16 protein-coding genes and 1 tRNA gene are annotated in these 18399 nt (G+C 74.4%); 4 read left to right on the forward strand and 13 right to left on the reverse strand.

Annotation, left to right across the window (positions count from 1 at the left end):
* Window positions 1–502 precede the first annotated feature (502 nt).
* A complete protein-coding gene (locus LHA35_RS29065) occupies window positions 503–634 on the forward strand; it encodes an HWE histidine kinase domain-containing protein (protein ID WP_226610237.1) in 132 nt (43 codons plus the stop codon).
* A gap of 340 nt (window positions 635–974) precedes the next feature.
* On the opposite strand, the gene LHA35_RS17200 is transcribed toward LHA35_RS29065, so the two are convergent.
* The 4 genes from LHA35_RS17200 to selA all read right to left on the reverse strand — a co-directional run bounded on the left by LHA35_RS17200 (window position 975) and on the right by selA (window position 5722).
* The gene (locus LHA35_RS17200) at window positions 975–1700 is read right to left on the reverse strand and encodes a hypothetical protein (RefSeq protein WP_226610239.1); all 726 of its coding nucleotides are present in this window, start codon (window positions 1698–1700) and stop codon (window positions 975–977) included.
* A 389-nt stretch (window positions 1701–2089) separates the two neighbouring features.
* Window positions 2090–2183: transfer RNA gene (locus LHA35_RS17205), tRNA-Sec, on the reverse strand.
* A gap of 7 nt (window positions 2184–2190) precedes the next feature.
* Entirely contained in the window at window positions 2191–4188 is a 1998-nt protein-coding gene (selB, locus tag LHA35_RS17210; protein WP_226610241.1) for a selenocysteine-specific translation elongation factor, read from the reverse strand.
* Window positions 4189–4366: 178 nt separating this feature from the next.
* Window positions 4367–5722: an L-seryl-tRNA(Sec) selenium transferase gene (gene selA / locus LHA35_RS17215; RefSeq protein ID WP_226610243.1), complete on the reverse strand. Its 1356-nt coding sequence runs from the start codon at window positions 5720–5722 to the stop codon at window positions 4367–4369.
* 128 nt (window positions 5723–5850) lie between these two features.
* Between selA and LHA35_RS17220 the strand changes: the two genes are divergently transcribed.
* Window positions 5851–6240, forward strand: coding sequence for a DUF1622 domain-containing protein (locus LHA35_RS17220; protein WP_226610245.1), 390 nt, complete (start codon window positions 5851–5853; stop codon window positions 6238–6240).
* Window positions 6241–6326: 86 nt separating this feature from the next.
* The gene (locus tag LHA35_RS17225) at window positions 6327–6851 is read left to right on the forward strand and encodes a hypothetical protein (RefSeq protein ID WP_226610247.1); all 525 of its coding nucleotides are present in this window, start codon (window positions 6327–6329) and stop codon (window positions 6849–6851) included.
* Window positions 6852–7010: 159 nt separating this feature from the next.
* Here LHA35_RS17225 and LHA35_RS17230 read toward each other — a convergent pair whose 3' ends face one another.
* From LHA35_RS17230 to LHA35_RS17250, 5 genes are read right to left on the reverse strand one after another with little or no spacing between them, the layout of a single operon-like run.
* Window positions 7011–8012 carry a hypothetical protein gene (locus LHA35_RS17230; RefSeq protein ID WP_226610250.1) on the reverse strand — a complete coding sequence of 334 codons (1002 nt, stop codon included), beginning with the start codon at window positions 8010–8012 and terminating at the stop codon, window positions 7011–7013.
* A complete protein-coding gene (locus tag LHA35_RS28980; RefSeq protein ID WP_226610252.1) occupies window positions 8009–8416 on the reverse strand; it encodes a c-type cytochrome in 408 nt (135 codons plus the stop codon). Before LHA35_RS28980 ends, LHA35_RS17230 begins: the two co-directional genes overlap by 4 nt.
* The gene (locus LHA35_RS17240; RefSeq protein WP_226610254.1) at window positions 8413–8949 is read right to left on the reverse strand and encodes a DUF3341 domain-containing protein; all 537 of its coding nucleotides are present in this window, start codon (window positions 8947–8949) and stop codon (window positions 8413–8415) included. The genes LHA35_RS28980 and LHA35_RS17240 overlap by 4 nt, the downstream gene beginning before the upstream one ends.
* Window positions 8946–10271, reverse strand: coding sequence for an NrfD/PsrC family molybdoenzyme membrane anchor subunit (gene nrfD, locus LHA35_RS17245; RefSeq protein ID WP_226610257.1), 1326 nt, complete (start codon window positions 10269–10271; stop codon window positions 8946–8948). The genes LHA35_RS17240 and nrfD overlap by 4 nt, the downstream gene beginning before the upstream one ends.
* Entirely contained in the window at window positions 10268–13150 is a 2883-nt protein-coding gene (locus LHA35_RS17250) for a 4Fe-4S dicluster domain-containing protein (protein ID WP_226610260.1), read from the reverse strand. Before LHA35_RS17250 ends, nrfD begins: the two co-directional genes overlap by 4 nt.
* Before the next feature lie 149 nt (window positions 13151–13299).
* Here LHA35_RS17250 and LHA35_RS17255 point away from each other — a divergent pair, with 149 nt between their 5' ends.
* Entirely contained in the window at window positions 13300–13752 is a 453-nt protein-coding gene (locus tag LHA35_RS17255; protein ID WP_226610262.1) for a c-type cytochrome, read from the forward strand.
* Here the strand turns inward: LHA35_RS17255 and LHA35_RS17260 are convergent.
* Genes LHA35_RS17260 through LHA35_RS17275 form a run of 4 tightly spaced genes read right to left on the reverse strand, consistent with a single transcriptional unit; the run spans window position 13746 to window position 18395 of the window.
* The gene (locus LHA35_RS17260; protein WP_226610264.1) at window positions 13746–14126 is read right to left on the reverse strand and encodes a hypothetical protein; all 381 of its coding nucleotides are present in this window, start codon (window positions 14124–14126) and stop codon (window positions 13746–13748) included. The two genes, LHA35_RS17255 and LHA35_RS17260, sit on opposite strands and share 7 nt — an antisense overlap.
* Window positions 14123–16681, reverse strand: a complete 2559-nt coding sequence (locus tag LHA35_RS17265; protein ID WP_226610267.1) for a cbb3-type cytochrome c oxidase subunit I — start codon at window positions 16679–16681, stop codon at window positions 14123–14125. The genes LHA35_RS17260 and LHA35_RS17265 overlap by 4 nt, the downstream gene beginning before the upstream one ends.
* Complete coding sequence (locus tag LHA35_RS17270; RefSeq protein ID WP_226610269.1) at window positions 16681–17658, reverse strand: cytochrome c oxidase subunit II; 978 nt, start codon at window positions 17656–17658, stop codon at window positions 16681–16683. The genes LHA35_RS17265 and LHA35_RS17270 overlap by 1 nt, the downstream gene beginning before the upstream one ends.
* Complete coding sequence (locus tag LHA35_RS17275) at window positions 17655–18395, reverse strand: cytochrome c oxidase assembly protein (RefSeq protein ID WP_226610271.1); 741 nt, start codon at window positions 18393–18395, stop codon at window positions 17655–17657. The genes LHA35_RS17270 and LHA35_RS17275 overlap by 4 nt, the downstream gene beginning before the upstream one ends.
* Between the last annotated feature and the right edge of the window lie 4 nt (window positions 18396–18399).

Consider the following 18399-nt stretch of genomic DNA (forward strand, 5'->3'; position numbering starts at 1 on the left):
CAGGACCGTCGGCACCCTCTGGGATACCATCGGCAGTCTCCTCGACCGCTTCAGTCCGAGCGAGTGCGCCGCCTACTTCCAACACTGCGGCTATGCACAGTCAGGGCAATAAAGGTCTAGAGCAGATCGCGGAGGGGCGTGAACGCCCCGCAGCGTGAATCTGCTCTACGGGCAATGGCCTGCAGCGGATTGGCGTTCAGTTTTGAACGCAATCCGCTGTAGCCCCAGATCCTCCGGAGCAGTTCCCCGCATGGCATCACCCCACCCCAGCCGGGATCGTCGGCGTAACTTCCATCGACAATCGCCTGATCGGCGGCTCGGCATCCGTCTGGCCCGGCACGGACGGCATCCTGCGCACGACCCTCGGTCGTCGATCTCGTGCAGCCGGTCTCGTCCTCCGGCATCGGGTCAGGGAAACGGTCAGCCTCTCCGGATGGATGTTGGCGGAGTTGTCCCAGGACGGCCGCCGGCGGGTCGACCGGGCCCCGACAGCCTGGGTGTTATGGGCGGAGCCGTGGATTGCCGAAGCGGCGGCGGAAAAGGAATCGAGGAGCGGCGCGCGCTGCCGGCAAATGAGTTGAATCACCGCGTGAAGAACACACTCGTGGTGGTGCAGTCTCTCACGCGCCGATGACACGCCTGATGCCCTCATGAAGGTTCGTTGATCATGGTCGGATGGCTGACGGCGAGGGTTGGCCCACACCGGTCGGGCGTGCCGGGACGGATGCTCGGGGCCATGATGGGGCGATGTGCCCCGCCGGGCTCGGCTCACCGGTTCATACCAACCCGCATAAAGGCTGACGCCTTTATGCGGCCTCGGTCGCCGGTGCCGCTCTGCGGCTTGGCTGCGCGCCACCTGGCGCGGCACTCCCGGTGCCCATGGAAGACGCCTCCGGCGTCCTCCACGGGGGCCCGGCCGTTCGGGCGCCCAGCCGCCTGCGGCGGCTGCAGGTCAGGATCTATGCGGGCGAGTATCAGTCCATGTTTCTGATCGTCTCGCCGCCCTTCACCTCATGGCGGCGCCCGAACTGGGTCCGGAGGAGCCGAGCGAGCTTGCCAGCCGCGCCGCGCACCGCGTCCTCGACGGTCGCGGCAGAGTGGTCGGCGCTCACGGGCTTCGCGTCACTCGGCCGGGCTTCCAGGGCGCAGCGAAGGTCGGACGAGCCCTCTCCACCCCGGTTCGCATCCGTGAGATAGGCTTCCACACGGGTGAGGTGCGGCGCGAGGTGCCGCAGGCGCGCACGGACGATCTGCTCGACGCGCGCGCCGAGCCGCTCGGTGCCCTGGACGGAGGAGTCGGTATTGAGGAGGACCGGGAGGCTCACCCCCTCGGCCGAGTCGTCTCCGGATTCCGCGGCCTCGTTGTCCTGTTCGCCATCGTCGTTCTCGCTCCCGTCATCATCGTCCGCGCGGGCGTCGGCGGCCCGATCACGGCGGGAGCGGTTCTCACGGAAGGCACGATCGGTTTCGGTGGGGCTTGCACCGTCCGTGGCGTGCGACTTCGACGAGCGCATGGGGTCCACATGGCTGTGCTTCTCGTCACGCTCTCCGCCACCACCCGACCTCATGCTCACGCGCGGGTTGGTGCTCACTGCATCCTCGGGGTGAGCCGGGTCCGGTTCGGGAACGGGCTTGGTCGCGTCCTCGTGGCTCGCGCCCGGGCCGCCCCAACGGACCGTGTTCGGATGCTTCTTCGGCATGCGTCGCTCCTTCCAGTGCAAAGAGCCAACGAGCGCATGCATGCAGGGTTGCGGAGTGTACGACGACGGCAGGAAGGTTCCTTCGCCGGACGAAGACGACGATGCTGATAGGCATTGCCCGGCCAGTCATGCTGACGTCGCCCGCTGCTGCCTGACCGGATCGGCCACCGTGGTCGTGGGGCGTGGAGCTCCCTTATTCAGTCCGCTGAACTGCGGTATGGAGCGAGCAATGGAGGCACACATCCAGGCACAAAGTCGGCGGAATCCAGCCTGTCCCCCTCCGACGACACCAGTGAGCCCCTGAACGACGGAGAGAATCGGACGACACGTTCTGTTCGCCAATCCTTCGGCCAAGCTTTGCGTTGCCAATCGTCCTGACAGCCGTGCCCTGGCGGAGGCGGATGGGAATCGAACCCACCACCCGGGGTGAGCGGGTCGCCGGTTTTGAAGACCGCGGGGGCCACCAGGCCGCCTGTCGCCTCCGCCCGCATCAACCCCGCAACGGTACCGCGGTTCCCGGGGGCTGCGGCGCACGCCCGCCGCGGACGGGACCGCCCACCTTCGGCTGATCCGCCGGGGCGGGTGAGGGCGGTCCGGCCTGGGGCTCCGCCCCCGATCCGCCGCCGGCGATGCGGCGGCGGTCGCCGTCTCGCCGGGTGAAGCCTTCGGCATCCAGCCGCTCCAGCAGCGGCACGCCGTGCCGGCGGGTGATGCCCAGCAGCCGGGCGCACTCGCCCACCAGGAAGCCTTCCCGGCAGCCGCCCCAGCGGGCGCCGAGCGCGGCGCGGGCGGCGGCCAGCGCCTCCCGGTGGAAGAGGTATTCCCGCTTCTGCACCGCATCCGGCGCCCGCACCAGCGTGCCGCGTCGCAGCAGCAGGGCCAGCGCCTGCGCCCGCCGCCGGTCGCCGCCGGCCACCGCGGCCGTCTCGGGCGGGGCCAGGCCGCCGCGGCGGAATTCCGCCTCCACCGCGGCGAGCACCGCTCGCGCCTCGGGCGGCAGCAGAGCCAAGGGGTCGAGCCCGCGCCGCGTGAGCCGCCCGCCCGCCAGTTCCAGCGCGCCCGCCGCCACCAGCCGCGCCGCGATGCCCGGCAGCGGCGCCCCCTCCGGCAAGCCTGGGCGCAACTCGGCCAGGGTCGCGCCGGGCGCCGCGGGATCGCGCCGCTGCGCCGCCTCCACCGCGGCGAGCAGCGCCGCCTCCAGTGCCGTACCGGCCGCCTCGTCCAGCAGGCGGCCGTCGCCGAGCCGCACCGCGCCGGGCAGGCGCGCGGCGATGGTGCCGGGCAGCAGGCCCGCGATACGCGCCAGATCCGCGGCCGCGACGCCGCGCGGCCCCGCCTCGCGCAGGCGGAGCGCGGCCGCCTCCAGCGGCGGCACCTGCGCCATCGCCGCCAGCAGCGGGGCGTCGCGCGGCGGCCGGCGCGGCGGCGCCGGGTCCAGCACCACCCCGCCGCCCAGGGTGAGGCAGGGGGAAGCGAGGCGCAGCACGACGGGCTCCCGCGCCGGCAACGCCATTGGCGCATCGAGGCGAAGCTGCGCCACCGCACCCTCTCCGGGCGCGATCGCCTCGCGGTCCAGCAGGTGCAGCCGGGCACCCGCCTCCGCCGTGCCGCAGAGCAGCCGCAGCGCCTCCCCGCGCGCGAGCGGGCGCGGCGCCGAGGCGAGCAGCACCACCCGCGCATCCAGCCGAAGGGAGGGCGCGAGCAGCCCGGGCGTCGCCAGGACGCTGCCCGGCGGCACCTCGGCCGGTGTCACGCCGCGCAGCGCGACGGCGGTGCGGCGGCCGGGCGGGGCACGGTCCAGTGCAACGCCATGCCGCTGCAGCCCGCGCACCCGGGCGCGCAGCCCGGTGGGCAGAATCTCCACCTCCTCCCCCACCGCCAGCGGCGCGCGCCGCAGCGCACCGGTCACCACCGTGCCGGCACCGGCGACGGAAAAGGCCCGGTCCACCGGCAACCAGGCGCCCTCGGATCCGGCCTCCTCCGCCCGCGCCAGCGCATCGAGGTGCACGGCCAGCGCCGCCATCCCTTCGCCCGTCACGGCCGAGGTGGCGACCACCGGCCAGTCGCCGAGGCCGAGCCGCGCCAGCAGCGCCCGCGCTGCCGCCGCGGCGCGCGCCGCCTCGCCCGGCCCCGCGCGATCGCAGCGCGTCACCGCCACGACGCCGCGGCGGATGCCGAGCAGCGCGGCGATTGCGGCATGCTCCGTGGTCTGCGGCCGCACGCCCTCCTGCGCATCGACGCAGAGCAGTGCCGCCTGCATCGCCGTCGCGCCGGCGACCATGGTGCGGATGAAGCGCTCATGGCCAGGCACGTCCACCAGGTCGATCTCGGCATCCCCGTGCCGCAGCCGGGCGAAGCCGAGGGCGATGGAGATGCCGCGCGCCTTCTCCTCCGGCAGACGGTCCGTCTCGGTGCCCGTTAGGGCGCGGACCAGCGCCGTCTTGCCGTGGTCCACATGGCCGAGCACGCCGATGAGCGCCGTCCTCATTGTGGATACTCCGCCCGCCGCGCGGCCGCGTCGCCGTCCCGGAACGCAGTGGCGCCGATCCCTGCGCCCCGGCCAGCCGGCGGAGGCGATGCGACCGCACGGCGCCCCGGCAGGGCGCTGCCGCCGCGTGGGCCGTGCCGGGACGCGCTGGGGATGCACCGGTCTGGCGCGCGGCCGGTCATGCTTCCGTCAGCGCCGCGCGCAGCGCCGCCGCCAGATCCTCGATCTCCGCCTCTGCCACGGTGTGGAGGTCGAGCAGCACCCGCCCGCCGCCGATCCGCGCCACCACCGCCGGCCGGCCGGCGCGCAGCCGCCGCGCCAGCGCCTCGGCCGGGCCATGCAGCGCCAGCAGGCAGGTCGGCAGCGCCACGCCTGGCAGCGAGCCGCCGCCGACCAGGGACTCGCCCTCCAGGCTGTCCGCCGCGCCGGCCGGCAGCAGCGCGGCGAGCCGCGCCGCCCGCGCCGCCACCGCCTCGCGCGGCGCGGCCAGCATGGCCAGCACCGGCACCGTCTCCACCACCCGCTCCGGGTCGCGGTAGAGGCGCAGCACCGCCTCCAGCGCCGCCAGCGTCAGCTTGTCCGGCCGGAGCGCCCGCATCAGCGGGTGCCGCGCCAGCCGCTCCACCACCGCCTGGCGTCCTGCCACCAGCCCCGCCTGCGGCCCGCCCAGCAGCTTGTCGCCGCTGGCCACCACCAGGTCGAAGCCGGCGGCGATCCCTTCCGCAAGGGTCGGCTCATGCGGCAGGCCGAGGCGGGCGAGATCCACCAGCGCGCCGCTGCCGAGATCCTCGATGGCCAGCAGCCCGCGCGCCTGCGCCAGCGCCGCCAGCGCCGAGGGCTCCGGCGCGGCGGTGAAGCCGGTGATGCGGTAATTGCTCTGGTGCACGCGCAGCAGCAGCCGCGTCTCCGGCCCGATCGCCGCCTCGTAGTCGGCAAGCCGCGTGCGGTTGGTGGTGCCGACCTCGACCAGCCGCGCGCCGCCCTGCCGGATGACGTCAGGGATGCGGAAGCCGCCGCCGATCTCGACCAGCTCCCCGCGCGAGACCACCGCCTCGCCGCCCGCGGCCAGGGCCGACAGCGCGAGCAGCATGGCGGCCGCGCCGTTGTTGACGACCAGCGCCGCCTCCGCCCCGGTCAGTTCCGCGAGCAGGGCCGAGCAGGCGGCGTGGCGGTCGCCGCGCGCCCCCTCCGCCAGGTCCAACTCCAGGTTGCAATAGCCGCCGGCCTCCTCCGCGATGGCGTCGAGAGCCGCCGCGGGCAGGGGCGCGCGGCCGAGATTGGTGTGCAGCACCACGCCGGTCGCGTTGATGACGCGGCGCAGCCCCGGGCGCGCCGCCGCCTCGAGCGTCGCCCCGACGGCCATGAAGAAGGGCATGGCGGCGAAAGGTCGGCCGGTCCGGCGCAGCGCATCGAGTTCCGCCCGCAGCGCCGCGGCCAGGGCCGGCCGCGGATGGCGCGCGGCCAGCAGCATCGCCTCCGGCGCCGCGAGCAGCCGGTGCATGGCGGGCAGGGCGCGGGGGTTGGCGGCATCCATGCAGGGCTAGACGGGCCGGTGCCGGTTCGGTTCCCGCAACCGGCACGACCGCGCGGTGTTCCCGGAACGGACAACTGCCGGAGGCCGCCTATGCCCCTGCGACCCGTGCCGTCGAGGCGGTTCCCTGCATGACCCGGGAGGCCGGTCCGGGGCATGCCCTGGAAGCGGCGGCGGCCTGGATCGCCGCCGGGCTGGAAGCGGCGGGCATCGCCGTGGTGCTGATCGGCGCCCTCATCACCAGCCTCACCTTCCTGCGCCGCGGGTTCGGCGGCGGGGAATGGCGGGGAGCCTATGGCCATTACCGCTCCGATCTTGGGCGGGCGATCCTGCTCGGCCTCGAATTGCTGGTGGCGGCGGATATCGTCGCCACCGTCACCGCGCCGCTCACCCTGGAGAGCCTGGCGGCGCTCGGCCTAGTGGTGCTGATCCGCACCTTCCTCAGCCTCTCGCTGGAGGTCGAGATCCATGGCCGCTGGCCCTGGCAGCGGGCGCGGCGACGCGACCAGGGCCCGGCATGACCCGCCGTTCCCGATTCCAGCCCAGGTTGCGAAACCGTCCCGGTCGGCCCGCGTCTTGCCCCGACCACTCACGGGAGAGGCAAGGCATGGCCATCGGACGGCGCGAGGAAGCGCGATTGCTGTCGCAGGCGGAGCGGGAGGCGGTGGAGCCCACCCATTACCCCGCGATCAGCGACCTGCCGGAGGAGGCGCTGCGCGACGCGATCCGACGTTTGCGGGAACTGCGGAACCGCGCCGGCGACATCGCCCGGCAGCAGCGCCGCGAGATGCGCCGCAAGGCGGAGCCGCGCGGCGCCGCGCCGGCCTCCGATAATGCCGGCACGCAGCGCAAGCAGCAGGTGCTGGCGGCGGCGCTGAAGCGGGTGAACCGGGAGATCGCCCGGCGGGAGGATCTGACACAGGGCGACAGCGCCCTGGTCGAGAGCGCGCGCCGGGCGCTGGCGATGAAGCGCGCGGCGCGGCACCGCCATCATCCCGGCCCTGGCCGGACCGCGGGCGAGGGCATGCGCGCCACTCCGAGCGGGCGGCCGAGCGTCTCGCCCGATCCGCGGGAGATCGGCCGCGTCTCGCAATTCGTGCGCAACGCGCAGGTGCGGCGGGACTTCGCCTGAGGCCCTCGGCCCGGCTGCGGGGCCGCATCCGGGCAGGGGCACCACGCCGGCGGCGGGCCGTGGCAGCGGGGCCAGCGGGCCGTGCGGGTGCCGGCCGATCCGATCGGCCAGCACCCGGATGGGCAGGGCGGCCTCGCCGCAGCGGGACGACAGGACGGCTCAGGCCGCCGCCGGCCGCCTTCTGTGTTCGGCATCCCACCAGACCACCCAGGCGAAGCCGAGGCCGCCCGCCACCAGCAGGTCCAGCCAGGGCGGCGGCGCGGCCGAGGGTGCGTCCGGCCGCACCACCCACCAGAGATGCGCGACATGCTGCGCGAGCAGCAGCAGGCAGACCGCCGACATGCGCCAGCGCCCATGGTCCGGCGGCGCCGCCAGGGCGATGGCCAGCAGCAGCGCCGGCAGCGCCACGCCCAGCTGCACCCAGCCCCAGTCGCCGAGACGGCGGAGATACCAGTCGGCCTCCTCCGGCCGGTCGGCCATCCAGACCACGATGAACTGGGTGAACCACAGCCAGAGCACGGTGAGGGCGAGGGTCAGCAGCGCCCGTTCCAGCCCCGGCAGGCCCTCCGCCCGTGGCGGCGCCTGCTGCGCCGCGAGGATGGCCAGCGCCAGCGCGCCGGCCAGCCCCTCAACCCAGATGGCGAAGCCCTGCAGGCTGGCGAACCAGGCAGGGTCGCGCGACAGCACCCAGTCATGCGCCGCGAGCACCGCGCTCGGGATCAGCAGCGTCAGGGTCAGGGCCGAGAGGCGCTGGTGCCGCCCCGGCCGCGCCAGCGCCCGGCCCAGCACCGCCCAGAGCAGCAGATAGCCGATGGCCCGCAGGCGGAAGGCGAGGGGTTCCAGCAGCAGGGTGCGCGGGCCCTGCTGCGGCCCGGCCTCCGGCGCCGCCCAGGGGTAGAGGGTCTCGACGGCCAGCAGCACGGGGATTGCCATCAGCGCCAGGACGGGCAGGCTGTGCGCGGCGGCCTCCAGCGGGGGACGGATCGGCGCCAGCCAGTCCTCCCGCAGCAGGTGGCCGATGGCGAGCACGCCGAGCGAGCCGACCGCGAGCTGCGTCCAGAGCAGGAAAGCCGGCAGCCAGGCCTCCAGCAGCGTCGGGCCGCCGAAGACGGTGGTCAGGCCGGCGGCGAGGGCGAGGGCAAGGCCGGCGATCGCCTTCATCGCGGCAGCCGCTCAACGAAGCGGGCGATCGCCCAGCGATCCACCGGCGGCAGGCGATCGTCGAAGGGATGCGCGCCGCCCTGGTTGGCCGCGATCGCCGCGATGCTGCGCTCGGCCGGGGCGGGCAGGGGTGGCGGGCGGGGGAAGCCGCGGGCCACTGCCGGGCCGTCGCCGGCGCCGCGCGGACCGTGGCAGGGGGTGCAGTAGATGCCATAGCGCTCCGCCCCGCGGGCGAGCAGCGCTTCCGTCACCGGCGGGCCGGGTGGCGCGAAGGCGGCGCGGCGCGCGCCCTCGCCCTGCGCCACCGCGCCCGGCGGCGGCGGGGCAGGCGGGGCGGGTGGCGTGCTCTCCGGCCAGCCATCGCAGGCCGCGAGAGAGAGCAGCAGCGGGAGGAGACGCCTCACCCCGGCACCTCCGTGACATGCCGCGGCTTCAGGCCCTGCAGGAAGCGGGTGGCTTCCGCGGCCTCGAAGCGCGGGTCGGCGGCGAAGAGGCAGAGGAAGAAGCGGTCCTCGCTCGCCCGGCCGAAACCCGGGACGGCGAAGACCGGATGGTTGAGCCGCGGCAGGCGGTTCATGACCAGCAGCGCGAGCAGCGTGCCCGCCGAGGCCCAGAGGATTGCGACGATGGTGGTGGCCGGCAGGAAGGCCGGCAGCGCATGCAGCGGCCGGCCGCCGACATTGATCGGGTAGTCGTGCACGCTGAGCCACCACTGCGTGGCATAGGCAAGGACGGCGCCGACCAGCCCCATGCCGATGGCGATCCACCCCACCGGAGCGCCATGCGCACCGAGCAATTCGGCCGCCTCCGGCACCGGGTAGGGGGCATAGGCGTCCATTTCCCGCCAGCCGGCCGCCTTCGCCGCGCGCAGCGCCGCCACCATCGCCTCCGCGCTTTCGAATTCGGCGATCACGCCGGCGGGGGGCAGGTCGCTCATGGCACCTCCGCCTCGCTCTCCTCGTGCCGCGTCTCGAACATGGAGACGACGGGGATGAGGCGGGCGAAGAGCAGCATCAGCAGGGCGAAGAGCCCGACCGTGCCGAGCAGCAGGGTCCATTCCGGAATGCTGGGCGCGTAGAGCGGGCCGATGCGCGGCAGGTGGTCGCGCAGCAGCCCACCGGCGACAAGGGCGAAACGGTCCAGCCAGACGCCGGCCGCGGCGCCGAGGCCGATCGCGACGGCGGCCGGGGCGCTGTGCCGCAGCACCGGCAGCCAGAGGAGCTGCGGCAGCAGCACGATCAGCGCCGCCCCGCCCCAGTGCAGCAGGCCATAGGGACCGAAGAGCCGGGCGAGGGTCGCATCGCGCGTCGCCGGATCCTCCAGCGTCGCGGTCAGCAACTCCTCCGCATAGAGATAGCCGCAGCCGAGCGAGGCGGCGGCCATCAGCTTGGCCAGCAGGTCCATATCGGCCTCGTCGATCCAGCGCGAGAGGCCGAGCCCGCTGCGCAGCAGCGCCGCAAGGGCGAGGACGACGCCGAGGCCGGAGGGGATGCCGGTGATGACGACATGCAGCGGCAGCCGCGCCTGGTGCCAGTCCGGCACCAGGGTGGTGGCGAATTCCAGCGCCACGATGGTCTGGGCCGAGACCAGCATGGGCAGCACCAGCGCCGCGACCAGCCGGTAGGCCGCCTGGTGCCGCGCCCAGTGCTGCACCGAGCCGCGCCAGCCGAGCGCGAAGACGCCGTAGAACCGCGCCACCAGGCCCTTCCCGCGTGCCGCCGCGCGGTCGCGCATGGTGGCGAGGTCGGGGATCAGCCCGGTGTACCAGAACAGGCTGGTGACGACGACATGGGACATGATGCCCCAGAAGTCCCAGACCAGCGTGCTGCGGAATTGCGGCCAGACCTGGTAGGTCGCGGGATAGGGCAGCACCCAGTAGAACAGCCAGGGCCGCCCGAGATGCAGGATGGGATAGAGCGCCGCGGCGGCGACGGCGGCCAGCGCCGCGGCCTCGGCGAAGCGGTTCACCGCCGTGCGCAGCCCGTGCCGGCGCAGCACCAGGATGACGGCGAAGAGGCTTGCCGCATTGGCGATGCCGATCCACCAGACATAGTTGATGAGGTCGAAGCCCCAGACGAAGGGGATGTTGGTGCCCCACAGATAGGTACCGCGGATCAGCAGCGCCGCGACGGCATAGGCCAGCAGCAGCACGCCCGCCGCAGCTGCGCCGAGCGAGAGGGCGAAGCGCCAGCCGAACTGCCCCTTCAGCGGGACATCGGCGACGGGGCGGGTGTCGGAGACGTCGGCCGCGGCGCTCATGCCGGTTCCTCCGGCGCGCCTGACTCCGCCTGCGTGCTTGCCGGCACGCCATCTGCCCGCGTGCCTGCCGGCATGGCATCTGCCCGCGTGCCTGCCGGCATGGCGTCTGCCCGCGTGCCTGCCGGCACGACGCGCGCGAGATACGTAGTGCGCGGCCGCGTATCGAGATGCCCGAGCAGCGCATAGTGCCGCCCCTCCCGCCGCGCGCGGGAGACGGTGCTCGCCGGGTCGTTCACGTCGCCGAAGCTGATCGCGCGCGTCGGGCAGGCGCGCTGGCAGGCGGTTTCCACCTCGCCCTCCCGGATCGGCCGCCCCTCCAGCCCCGCTGCCGTGCGGGCCGCGACGATGCGGTGCTGGCAATAGGTGCATTTCTCGATCACGCCGCGCGCGCGTAGCGGCACCTCCGGATTGCGGACCGGCACGGCGCCGGTCGCGCGCGCATAATCCGCCCAGTTGAAGCGGCGCACCTTGTAGGGACAGTTGTTGGAACAGGTGCGGGTGCCGATGCAGCGCGGATAGACCATGAGGTTCAGCCCCTCATGGTCATGCACGGTGGCGTTCACCGGGCAGACCACCTCGCAGGGTGCCTTCTCGCAATGCATGCAGGGGACGGGCTGGAAATCGGTCTCCGGCGCCTCGGGCGGGCCGCGGTGGTAGCGGTCCACGCGCAGCCAGTGCATGGCGCGGCCGCGCGCCGTCTCCTCCGGCCCGACCACCGGCGTGTTGTTCTCCGCCTGGCAGGCGAGGGAGCAGGCATTGCAGCCGATGCAGGCGTCGAGGTCGATCGCCATGCCCCAGGCATGGCCGGGATAGGACCAGTCGGGATAGAGCGAGCGCGGCGGCGGCAGGGGCGGGATGACCTCGCCCTGCGCGACGCGCCGGGCAGGCGGCGGGTCGGACTCCACCGGATGATGCCAGGCGGTCGAGACCAGCGGTCGCACCCGGCCCGTCGGGCGGAGCGCGAGGCCCGGCGCGGCCCAGGGGGCCGCGGCCGGGCGCAGGCGATAGGCGTCGAAGCCGAGCCCGGGCTCGACCCCGCCCGCGGCGCGCCGCCCGCCGCCGAGCGGCAGCGCCACCACGCCCGGCGCCTGGCCGGGCGCGATCACCACCGGCACGGTGAGGCTCCGGCCGTGCAGCGTGATCTCGGCCTCCGCCCCGTCACCGACCAGCAGGGCCATGGCGTCCTGCGGCGCGATCAGCGCGGCATTGCCCCAGGCGAGCTTCTCCAGCGGCCGCGGCAGTTCCTGCAGCCAGGCATTCGGCGCGAAGCGCCCGTCCCAGAGATGCGGGTCGGGCAGGAAGAGGGCGGTGAAGCCTGCGGTCTCCGGCGCGGCGGGGCCGGGATCGAAATCCGGACGCAGCCGCAGCTCGCGCGCGGGCGCGGCGCTGTCCGGCACGACGCCCCCCTCCAGTGCCGCCAGCCAGCGTTCCTCGAAGCCCTCCTCGCCCCAGGCTTCGCGCCAGGTCTCGCGCACCAGCGCCTCGGCCGGCGCCGGCCGGCCGGCGAGATGCGCCAGGATCTCCTCGGCCGGGAGCGCCGTCTCCACCAGCGGGACGGTCGCGGGCTGGCGCAGGGCGGCGGTGCCCTCGAAGGCCAGGCTGTCGCCCCAGCACTCCAGCGGATGGCGCAGCGGCAGGTGCCAGGCGCAGGCGAGCGCCGTCTCGTCCGGGTAGAGGCCCGCATGCAGCGTATGCGGCACCCGCGCCAGCAGCGCCGGCATGTCGAGCCCGGCGGGCGCGTCCAGCACCGGGTTGGCGTCCAGCACCAGCAGGTCGGTGACCGCGCCCTGCGCCATCTCGCCGGCCAGCGCGGCGAGATCGCCGGCCTCCGCCGCTCCGGCCGGATCGTCGATCAGGCGGACCGTGGTGCCCATGGCGCCGAGCGTCGCGTTCATCGCCTGCGCCAGCGCATGGACCGAGGCCGGCTGGCCGCGCCCGGCGGCGACCAGCCCGGAGGGGCCGGCGGCGCGGAGCGCGGCGGCGATGCCGGGCGCCTCCGGATGCGGTGCCCCGCCGGCGGCGGCGATGCCGAGTTCCGCCGCGACCGCGCGGGCCAGCGCCTCGATGCCCGCCGGTGGCAGGGCGAGGCGCTGGTCGGCCTTGGCGCCGGTCAGGCTCGGCACGGATTCCGCGACGATCAGCCTGGGCAGCGGCGCCTGCCCCGCCCGCCCCGGCGCGCGGGCCGCGGACCAGTCCCGCGCCTGGCGCAGCTGCGCCGGCCCCGGCCCCAGCAGGTCGGCGCCGAGCGAGAGGGTGCAGGCGGCGCGCGAGAGGTCGTGGACCGGCACCACCGCCTCGCCGAATGCGCGCCGCGCGCCCTCCGCGGCGCCGGCATCGGCCAGCGGCGCATGGACATGCCAGCGCGCCTCGGGGAAGGCCGCCAGCACCGCGCCGATCAGCCGCCGCTGGGTCGGGGAGGAGACGGGGCCGGTCAGCAGCCGCAGCCCCGCCCCGCCCGCCGCCGCCAGCGCGGCGCGGCGCTCCTCGAGGAAGGCCGGCAGGCCGGCCGTCTCGCGCAGCGCCCGCCCGGCGCGGCGGCTGCGGCGGGAACGCGCGGGGTCGTGGAGCGAGAGCACGGCGGCTTCCAGGAACACGTCCGTCGCGCCGAGGCTCGCGGGATGCGCCGGGTTGCCCTCGATCTTGATCGCGTGCCCGGCACGGGTGCGCACCAGCACGCCGCGGCCGAGGCCGTCGAGATCCAGCACCGTCGCGTAGGTCAGCGCCTCCTCCGTCACGCCGCGCGCGCGGGCATGCAGCGGATGGCCGAATTCCGCCGGCCCGACATCGCAGCCGGCCGCGGCGGCAAGGGCGAGGGAGGCGCCGGCGGCGCGCAGCACGGTGCGGCGCTCGGGCAGGGGGGGGCTGTGCTCGTCTGTCATGGAATGCTGCACGCCGCCTCCGCGGGCGCCGGCCGCGCCCCGCTGCCGCTACGCGCCCGGCACCACTCCGGTTCCCGCGGAACGCAACCGGCAGCGGTCGCACCACGTTGCCCCGGAAGCCGTCCCTGGAGGCCGCCATTCGCCCGATCTTGGGCCCAGCCCTGCTCGCGCTCGCCGCGCTGCTCGCCGGCTGCGGCGAGGAGGAGCCGCCGCCGCATCTGCGCATCGCCGATGCCGACCCGGCGCGCGGCCGCGCCGTGATCCTGGAGCGCGGCTGCGGCGCCTGCCACGTGATCCCCGGCATCCGCGGCGCGGTCGCCTGGGTGGGGCCGCCGCTGGTCGAGTGGTCCCGCCGCTCCTATGTCGGCGGCCGCCTGCCGAACGCGCCGGAGAACCTGATTGCCTGGCTGCGCGACCCGCAGGCCATCTCGCCGGGCTCCGCCATGCCCTCGCTCGGCCTGACGGAGCGGGAGGCGCGCGACGCGGCGGCCTATCTCTACACCATCGGCACGGCGCAGCCGGTGCCGGCCGGCATGGTGCTCGGCCCGCGGGAGGGCGGGCCGCGCCCCGAGGCGCGGCTCCGGCCGCGCGGCGATCAGTGACCCGGACCGCATGGCGGCACGAGCAGGGCGGGCGCCGCCTGGAACAGCACGGCGAGGATGGCATAGCCGGTGGTCGCGGCAGCGAACCAGCGGGTGAAGCGTGGCTCCGCCTCGCCGCCCTCGGTCAGGGGATGGCCGAGCCGCGACACCGCCGACCATAACAGCAGGCCGAGCGGCAGCAGCGCGGCGAGGGTGGCAAGGCCTATCAGCGCCGGCGCCCAGGGCAGTCCGAGCAGCCGCGTGCCCGCCAGGCCGCGCTCGCAGGCGAGGCTGTTGATGGCGTAGATCACGCCGAAATGCGCCGCCCAGAGCGCGAGGCCGGCGGCGTTGCGCAGCACCTCGAAGGCCGGGCGGGTCTCGGCGGCGCCGCTCATGCCAGCACCCGCGGGAAGGCGTGCAGCAGGGCGAGGCCGATGGCGCCCTGGCCGGCGGTATAGGTCCAGAACAGCCGGGTGACGTCCATCGCCTGCCGCCGCCCCGCATCCAGCTTCCCGGCGAAGGACCGCGCCAGGGTGTAGCCCGCCATCAGCAGGGCGATCGCCACATGCACGCCCTGCCAGGCGAAAAGCGCCCAGGAGGAAGCGCCGTAGCTGTGCAGGGTGGGGCGCACGCCACCCTGCCACAGCGCCCAGCCATCGGCCGCCGCGCCGGCGAGGAAGAGCAGCGCAGCGAGGGCGAGGGCGATGCGGTGCAGCCAGGGCGAGCGGGCGGAGAGCAGCCAGGCGGCCGCCCAGAGCGAGGCCGCGCCGGCGGCATAGAGGCCGAGGGCGGCAAGGCCGAAGCCGGCAACCGGCAGCCCCTGGCCGGGCGGCGGCCACATGGTATTGCCCCCTTGGGCGTCGCCATTGACCAGCCAGAGGAAGAGATAGCTGCCCAGCAGGCAGGCGAAGGCGGTGCCCTGCACCAGCATCAGGCAGACCATGGCCCAGGCGCCGGTGGAGACCGCGCCTGTCGCATGCGTCGGCACCACGATGCCGTCGCCGATATCCACCTCCCGCGGCGAAAGCGGCCCGGGATCGCTGCCGCCCCAGTGCCAGGCGATGAAGCCGCTGAGCGCGAGGGCGAAGGCGAAGGCCGCCTCGACCAGGAGTTCGCCGGCGAGGCAGAGGAAGAAGGCGGCGGTGCCGGCCGCGGCGACGACATGCCCCCAGCCGGGGCCGGGCAGCACCGCGACATATTGCGGGATGGCCTCGGCCGGGCTGGTGATCAGCGCCTCCCGCCGCCCGGTCGCGGTGAAGGGCAGGTAGTGCCCGCCCGCCTCCACCTCCTTCGCCAGGCCGGGCTCCGTCCAGAGCGGGTAGCGGTCGCGCACGCGCGGGATGCTGCGCGGGCCGTAATTCCCGGTGGCCACCCATTCCAGCGTGCCGGAGTTCCAGGGGCTGGACTGGCCGGGGCCGAGGCGGAAATTCTTCACCACATCCAGCAGCACCACTGCCGCACCGGCCGCCGCAATGGCCGCGCCGGCCGAGGAAAGGGCGTTCCAGATCTCCAGCCCGAAACCCGCGGGATAGGTGTAGATGCGCCGCGGCATGCCGGCGAAGCCGCTCATATGCATCGGGAAGAAGGTGAGGTTCGTCCCGAGGAAGAGCAGCCAGAAGCCCCACTTGCCGAGGCGTTCCGAGAGCGGCCGGCCGATCGAGGGCGCCCAGTAGTAGAGCGCGCCGAGCAGCGGGAAGACCATGCCGCCGATGAGCACGTAATGCAGGTGCGCGACGATGAAGTAGGTGTCGTGCGCCTGCCAGTCGAAGGGGGTGACCGAGACCATGACGCCGGTCAGCCCGCCGAGCACGAAGATGAAGAGGAAGCCGAGGACGAAGAGCGTCGGCGTGTCGAACCGGATGCGCCGGGGCGCCGCGGCGAAGGTGGCGATCCAGGCGAAGACCTGCAGGCCCGATGGGATGGAGACGGCGAAGCCCGCGGCGGCGAAGAAGGCGAGGGAGAGGGCCGGGATCCCCGTGGTGTACATGTGGTGCACCCAGAGCCCGAAGCTGAGGAAGGCGGTGCCGACCAGCGCCATGACCACCAGCGAATGCGCGACCAGCGGCGTGCGCGCCATGGCCGGCACCATCATCGAGACCATGCCGGCGGCCGGCAGGAAGATGACATAGACCTCGGGGTGGCCGAAGAACCAGAAGAGGTGCTGCCAGAGCAGCGGATCGCCGCCCCGCTCGGGCAGGAAGAAGGGCCAGTTGAAGGCGCGCTCGAGCTCGAGCAGCGTGCTCGCCACCACCACCGCCGGGAAGGCGAAGAGCACCATGGCGGCGAAGACCAGCATGCCCCAGGCGAAGATGGGCATCCGCCCCAGCGTCATGCCCGGTGCGCGGCAACGCAGGATGCCGACGGTCAGCTCGATGGCGCCGGCAATCGCCGAGATCTCGATGAAGCCGATGCCGAGCAGGTACATGTCGGTGTTGATGCCCGGCGAATTCTCCTTGCTGGTCAGCGGCGGGTACATGAACCAGCCGCCGTCCGGCGCCGCGCCGAAGAACAGGCTGGAATAGAAGGCGGTGCCGCCGAACAGGTAGATCAGGTAGGCATAGGCGCCGAGCCGCGGGAAGGGCAGTTCCCGCGCCCCCAGCATGGAGGGCAGCAGGGTGATGGCGACCGCCTCCACCGCCGGCACGGCGAAGAGGAACATCATCACCGTGCCATGCATGGTGAAGACCTGGTTGTAGGTCGCGGGGTCCACGAGCTGCAGGCCCGGCCAGGCGAGCTGGGCGCGGATGATCAGCCCGAGCACGCCAGCCGCCAGGAAGAAGAGCAGCGCCGTGCCGACGAAGAGCGGGCCGATCTGGTTGTTGTTGATCTCCGTGATCCAGGCGATGCCGCGCGGCTTGCGCCAGACCGCGGCGAGGCGCGCCTCCTCCCCCTCCGGCCGCGGCAGGGGGCTGGGCAGGTCGGCGGCAACGCGCGGCGGGTGGGTGTCCATCAGCGCAGCGACTCCAGCCAGGCGGCCAGCGCCAGCAGGTCCTCGCCCGCCAGGGCGCGGCCGAAGGCGGGCATGGAATTGCCCGGCTTGAGGTCCTGCGTGCCGGCGATCCAGCCGGCCAGCGTGGCGCGGTGCACCTCATGCAGCCCGGCGCCGAGCGAGAGACGCGAGCCGATGCGGGAGAGGTCGGGGCCGAGCCGCCCCTGCCATTCGGTGCCGCGCACCGCATGGCAGGCGCCGCAGCCAGCCTCCCCGTAGACGCGCATGCCGCGTGCCTGCTCCTCCGTCGCGGGGGCGGGGACCGGCGCCTGCTGGCGGGCGAGCCAGGCCTCGAACTCGGCCGGCTCCTGCACCACCGCCCAGAACGCCATCAGCGCGTGCTGCAGCCCGCAGAATTCCGTGCACTGGCCGCGCATGGTGCCGGTCCGCTCGGCGCGCAGGCGCATCCGGTTCACCCGGCCCGGGATCATGTCCATCTTGCCGTGCAGGTTGGGCAGCCAGAGCGAGTGGATGACATCGCCGGAGGAGAGCAGCAGCTCCACCTCCCGCCCCACCGGCAGGTGGATCTCGTTCGCCGTCACCGCGCCATCCCCGGCATCGGGGTAGCGCACCTCCCACCAGTATTGCCGGCCGATCACCTCGATGCGCAGCGGCGCTTCCTCTTCCGGCAGCACCAGGGCGCGGGAGATGCCCATGCTGTGCGCGAGCAGGGCGGCGAGGGTGACGGCGGGGAAGACGACGCCGCCCAGCAGGACGAAGCGGCGCGAGCCCATGACGCGGCGCAGCCGCGCCGGTGCCAGCAGCGCGAAGGCGAGCAAGCCGAGGACGAGGGCGAAGATCGCTGCCCCACCGCCGAAGAGCAGCCAGGTCAGGCCGGCGATCAGCCCCGCCTGCACGCCCCAGGGCTCGAGCGGGGTCTGCACGCCGCTGCACCCCGCCAGCAGGACGGCCGGCAGCGCCCAGGCCAGCCGGATCACGGGCGGCCGGCCCGCGGGGCGAGGGCCGGCCCGAGCGCCAGCAGGGCGACGGCGGCGAAGGCGATGCCGCCCGGCACCCACATCAGCAGCCCGCCGAGCTGCTGGTCCTCCAGTGGCAGGAAGCCCCAGGCGAGGGTCGTCGCCGCGTGCTCGGCAAAGAGCGGCCGGGGGGCGAAGGTCAGCACGGCGCCGAGCGCGCCGCTCTGCGCCGCGGTCGCCAGCCCGGCGAGCAGCGCCGCCTCCGGCCGCGCGGCGGCGCCGATCAGCAGCCCGTGCCAGAGCCAGGTGGCGCTGCCGAGCAGCGAGAGCTGCATCAACCAGTAGACGGCGTCGGAGCGGAAGGTGGCGCCGTAGGGGCCGGGCAGGTGCCAGGCCCAGAGGGCAAGGGCGAAGCCGCCCGCGGCAAGGGCGAGGCTGCCGGGCGATGCGGCCCGTCGCGGCAGGCGGAGGCCGAGGGCGAGCAGCGGCGCCGCCACCACCAACAGCACCAGGTGCTGCGCCACGCGGGCCGAGAAGAGCGCGACCGAGAGGTTGCAGAGCGGCGAGAGCAGCGCCGCCGCGAGCGCCGCCCAGCCTGCCAGGAGCCAGCGCCGGTCGCCGCCCCGTCCCGCCGGACCCCAGGCGACGAGCAAGGCCACCGCCAGGGCGGCCATCAGCCAGGGATCGAGATTCCAGGCCGCGCCGCCCGGGAGGGGTGGCGCGCCACAATAGGGTGTGTCGGGCACCAACTCCCGCATCCGT

Origin of the sequence: Roseicella aerolata (assembly GCF_020523605.1) — a bacterium.
GTDB classification, from domain to species: domain Bacteria; phylum Pseudomonadota; class Alphaproteobacteria; order Acetobacterales; family Acetobacteraceae; genus Paracraurococcus; species Paracraurococcus aerolatus.